5 protein-coding genes and 1 tRNA gene are annotated in these 4547 nt (G+C 64.5%); 1 reads left to right on the top strand and 5 read right to left on the bottom strand.

What is annotated here, in order from left to right; all coding sequences use genetic code 11:
• Positions 1–109 precede the first annotated feature (109 nt).
• The 4 genes from ABYB95_RS17550 to ABYB95_RS17535 form a co-directional block, all read right to left on the bottom strand.
• A tRNA-Val gene (locus tag ABYB95_RS17550) sits at positions 110–185 on the bottom strand.
• A 23-nt stretch (positions 186–208) separates the two neighbouring features.
• Positions 209–481 carry an HU family DNA-binding protein gene (locus ABYB95_RS17545; protein WP_372659851.1) on the bottom strand — a complete coding sequence of 91 codons (273 nt, stop codon included), beginning with the start codon at positions 479–481 and terminating at the stop codon, positions 209–211.
• A gap of 300 nt (positions 482–781) precedes the next feature.
• Positions 782–1873: a tartrate dehydrogenase gene (locus tag ABYB95_RS17540; RefSeq protein WP_372659849.1), complete on the bottom strand. Its 1092-nt coding sequence runs from the start codon at positions 1871–1873 to the stop codon at positions 782–784.
• Positions 1874–1888: 15 nt separating this feature from the next.
• Positions 1889–2767, bottom strand: a complete 879-nt coding sequence (locus ABYB95_RS17535; protein WP_372659853.1) for an alpha/beta fold hydrolase — start codon at positions 2765–2767, stop codon at positions 1889–1891.
• A gap of 65 nt (positions 2768–2832) precedes the next feature.
• Here ABYB95_RS17535 and ABYB95_RS17530 point away from each other — a divergent pair, with 65 nt between their 5' ends.
• Positions 2833–3801 carry a LysR family transcriptional regulator gene (locus tag ABYB95_RS17530; RefSeq protein WP_372659847.1) on the top strand — a complete coding sequence of 323 codons (969 nt, stop codon included), beginning with the start codon at positions 2833–2835 and terminating at the stop codon, positions 3799–3801.
• Here ABYB95_RS17530 and ABYB95_RS17525 read toward each other — a convergent pair.
• Positions 3758–4547 (bottom strand): DMT family transporter (locus ABYB95_RS17525; protein ID WP_372659845.1); only part of this gene is annotated, 790 nt, incomplete at its 5' end. The genes ABYB95_RS17530 and ABYB95_RS17525 overlap by 44 nt on opposite strands.

Genomic DNA, 4547 nt, shown 5'->3' with positions numbered 1-4547 from the left:
GCGTATGGATTCGAACATGCCTGGAAATCCTGAAACGGGTTCTCAAAGGGCGACGGCCATGCCGACGCCAACAACAAAAAAGGCGAACCCTGGTTCGCCTTTTCGATAGTGGTGGGTGCTGACGGGGTCGAACCGCCGACCTACGCCTTGTAAGGGCGCCGCTCTACCGACTGAGCTAAGCACCCCACCGGAAAACTGGGGGAACAAATCAGTTCAAAGCATCCCGCAGCGCTTTGCCTGGACGGAACTTGGGCACCTTGGCGGCTTTGATTTTAATCTCTTCGCCCGTGCGTGGGTTGCGCCCTTTGCGAGCAGGGCGTTTGGTCACAGCAAAGGAACCAAAGCCGACCAGAGAAACCGTGCCGCCCTTTTTCAAGGTGGTGCGGATGGCAACGATGGTGGAGTCCAGTGCGCGCGTGGCGGCTGCTTTCGAGATGTCGGCATTCTTGGCGATATGCTCGACGAGTTCTGTTTTGTTCACAAATAGCCCCTCTTAAATTGATGTAACGAATCCGTGTGGATAGGCTTTACCGCAACACGGCGCAAAGGCCGAAGGTAAAAACCGAATCTCTCTTGCCCGCCTGGCGCGGCAAGGACCGCGAAAAGCGCCATGTGATTAGACCCATGGGCTTGCACCCCTGTCAATACGCCAGAGACATGCCGCGTGGAGTTGCCAGCACAGAACGCGAGATTCTAGACGCTTTCGTTGCGCCCCGGCCTCGGGGCCGCGATTTTTGGACACCTGCGGGCGACACGGCCGGGCCTTCGCGACCCACACAGATCAGCCTTTCAAGGCCGCCGCAATGGCCTTGCCCACATCGGATGTGCCTGCAGTCCCGCCCAGATCGGGCGTTCGCGGCGCACCGCTGCCGGGTTGCAGCACGGCCTCGATGGCATGCAACACCGCGTCGTGCGCATCGCGATGGCCGAGAAAATCGAGCATCATCGCACCGCACCATATTTGACCAATGGGGTTGGCCACGCCCTTGCCCGCGATGTCGGGCGCCGAGCCGTGCACCGGTTCGAACAGCGAGGGAAAGCGGCGGTCGGGATTGAGGTTGGCGCTGGGCGCAATGCCAATGGTGCCGGTACAGGCCGGGCCGAGGTCGCTCAAGATGTCGCCAAACAAATTGCTGCCGACCACCACATCAAAGAAGTCGGGGCGCTGCACAAAATGCGCGGTCAGGATGTCGATGTGGAACTTGTCCACCGTCACATCTGGATACGCTTTGGCCATCTCGGCCACGCGCTCGTCCCAGTAGGGCATGGTGATGGCGATGCCATTGGACTTGGTGGCGCTGGTCAGGTGTTTTTTGGGCCGCGAACGCGCGGTCTCGAACGCATAGCGCAGCACGCGGTCCACACCGACACGCGACATCACGGTTTCCTGCATCACGATCTCGCGCTCGGTCCCGGCGTACATGCGGCCACCGATGCTGGAATATTCGCCCTCGGTGTTCTCGCGCACGATGACCATGTCGATCTCACCCGGCAAACGCGGGCTGCCGTCCTTGCGCACCACGGGTGCGGTCACGCCAGGCATGAGCTTGGCGGGGCGCAAGTTGATGTACTGATCGAACTCACGGCGAAACAGCAGCAGAGACCCCCAGAGCGAGACATGATCGGGGACCTTGTCGGGCCAACCCACGGCGCCGAAATAGATCGCATCGTGTCCGCCGATCTGCTCTTTCCAGTCGTCGGGCAACATCTGGCCGTGCTTCTCGAAATAGGCGCAGCTGGAAAAGTCGAAGTGGTCGAACTGCAACCCGATGCCGAACCGGTTTGCAGCGGCTTGCAGCACACGGATGCCCTCGGGCATGACTTCCTGACCAATGCCGTCGCCGGCGATGACTGCTATGCGGTGTGCGCTCATGGATGCTCCTAATGATCAAGCGGTGAAAAAAGTCAGGGCTTCGTCGATCAGCGCGTCGGGCGCTTCTTCGGCGATGTAGTGGCCACACGGCAAGGTGCGCCCCGTGACCTGGTCGGCGCGCTCGCGCCACAGCGGCAACACGTCGAAACAGCGGTTCACCGTGCCGTGCTGTCCCCACAGCACGCGCAACGGTTGCCGCAGGCGCTTGCCCAGCGCCAGGTCGGCGCGGTCGTGCTCCAGATCGATGCCGGCACTGGCGCGGTAGTCCTCGCAGATCGCCGTGGCGCTGCCCGCCACGGCGGCGCAACGCTGGTATTCGGCCAGTGCAGCGGGATCGAAGGCCGCCAGCCCGGCGTGGCGGCTGCCGAGCACGCTGCGCACATAGCGGGCGGGGTCCGACTCGATCAGCGATTCGGGCAGGGGCGCAGGCTGGATCAGAAAAAACCAATGCCAGTAGGCGCGCGCAAACGCTTCGGTGGTGTGTTCGTACATGGCCAGCGTGGGAGCGATGTCCAGCAGCATCACCCGCCCCACCGCGTCTGCGTGGTCGGCGACCAGCCTATGGGCCACACGGGCGCCCCGGTCGTGGGCCAGCACGTCAAATTGCGCAAAACCGTGGTGTGCCATCACCGCTTGGGCATCCAGCGCCATTTCGCGCTTGCTGTAGGCACCGTGATCGGCTTGCGCGGGTGGCCGCCCCGAATCCCCGTACCCCCGCAGATCCATCAGCACCACGGTAAAGTGCCGCGCCAGTTCTGGCGCCACCCGGTGCCACATGGCCTGGGTCTGCGGGTGCCCGTGGAGCAACAGCAAAGCAGGCCCCTTGCCGCCAATGCGGGTGTGCAGCCGCACCCCCTCGCGGTCCACGCTGCTGCTCTGAAAACGTTCAAACATGCCCAGCAGCATACCGACTATTTCGGCAATAATGGATGAATCCATTCATTCCAAAAAGGAAACAATTGGACCGCCCCGATCTGGAACTGGTGCTGGCCGTGCGGCAACACGGCAGCTTGGCCATGGCCGCAAAAGCACTCAAAGTCGTGCCCTCCGCTGTGACCAAACGGCTGGCGGCGCTGGAAGCTGGCCTGGGCCTGCGGCTGTTCCAGCGCACCACGCGCCGCGTCAGTCCCACAGCCGAAGGCGATGCGCTGTGCGAACACGCCACCCGCCTGCTACAGGCGTTTGACGCCATGGAATCGGAGTTGCTGGAGCGGCGCTCCGAGCCGGCGGGACCGATCCGGCTTGCGGCCACTTTCGGCTTTGGCCGCCTGTGGCTGGGCCCTGCGCTGGCACGGTTCCAGGCCCGCCATCCCGGGGTCGACGTGCAACTGCAGCTCACCGAACAACTGCCCGACTTGGCGGTTGAAGGGTTTGATGGCGCCATCTGGCTGTGGAGCGCACCGCAACACCGCGCCAGCGAATGGGTGTCGCGCCGTCTGGCCCGCAACCAGCGCGTGCTGGTGGCGGCGCCCGCCTACCTACAGACCCATGGAACACCCAAGACCCTGCAGGAGCTGGCGCAACACGCCTGCCTGGTGGTGCGCGAAAACGGCGGTGGTCCGGGTCAGCGCTTCGAGCACTGGCGCTTGCAACGCAGCAAAGACACGCAGGTGATCCATGCGCCGGTGCAGGGCCCGTTGTCGAGCAATTCGGGCGAGATGGTGCGCGACTGGTGTCTGGCCGGCGCCGGCATCATGCTGCGCAGCCTGTGGGACATCGCCCCGCAACTGGCCAACGGGCAACTGGTGCGGGTCTTGCCCGAGTACGCCATGCCCGACGCCGACGTGCACTGGCTGGCGCCGTACCGGGCACAAAGCCCGCGCCGCATCCGCTTGCTGGTGGACTTTCTGGCCGATCACTTCCGTGACGAGCCATGGAAACCCGCTAGCGTGCCGGGCGCACCACCAGGCTCACACCGTAAGCGGTGAGCGCGATACCGGCGATGGTGAACGCCGTGATCGGCTCGCCAAACAGCAGCCAGGCCAGCAGCGCGGTGCAAGGCGGCACCAGGTACATCAGGCTGGCCACCGACGCCGCAGCCCCGCGCTGGATCAGGATATACAGCAGCGAGCTGCCGCCCAGCGTGAGGCCCAGCACCGACCAGGCCATGGCGCCCACCAGTTCGACGTGCCAGCGCATGCTTTCGGCCTCCAGCAGGGCCAGCGGCAGGGTCACCACCAGCGCCGCCGACAGCTGCACCGCATTGGCGGTGCGCACGTCGCAGGGCTTCACATGGCGCTTCTGGTACAGCGTGCCGGCCGTGATCGACAACAAGGCCATGAGCGCAAAAGACAGGTTGATCCAGTTCGCGTGATCGCCCGGGCCGCCGGCGCCGAACTTGCGTGCCACCACCAGCACCAGGCCGGCAAAACCCAAGGTGAGCCCCACCCACTGGCGCCGCGATACCGAGGCGCCGGTGCTGGACAGCCAGATCGCCGTGAGCACCGGTTGCAAGCCAACGATCAGCGCCGACAAGCCGGAACCCATACCCGCCTTCACGGCCGCCCAGACGCCGCCCAGATAGCCCGCGTGCATGAGCACGCCGGTGACCGCGAGGTGCCAGGTCTGCCGGCGGTCGCGCGGCCATTTGACGCCGGTGAACCAGATCCAGGGCAGGAAGCAGGCGATGGAAAAGGCGTAGCGCACCGCGAGAAACTTCATCGGTGGCGCGTGC

Source organism: Hydrogenophaga sp. (assembly GCF_041633695.1).
In the GTDB taxonomy this organism is placed as follows: Bacteria; Pseudomonadota; Gammaproteobacteria; order Burkholderiales; family Burkholderiaceae_C; genus Hydrogenophaga.
Note: the sequence above shows the minus strand (reverse complement) of the source record. Positions and strands in the feature narration are given on the sequence as shown.

What these genes read in the sequence shown, in the direction of transcription:
- ABYB95_RS17535 (WP_372659853.1), bottom strand. Translation starts at nt 2,767, where the DNA reads ATGTTTGAACGTTTTCAGAGCAGCAGCGTGGACCGCGAGGGGGTGCGG.
- ABYB95_RS17540 (WP_372659849.1), bottom strand. Translation starts at nt 1,873, where the DNA reads ATGAGCGCACACCGCATAGCAGTCATCGCCGGCGACGGCATTGGTCAG.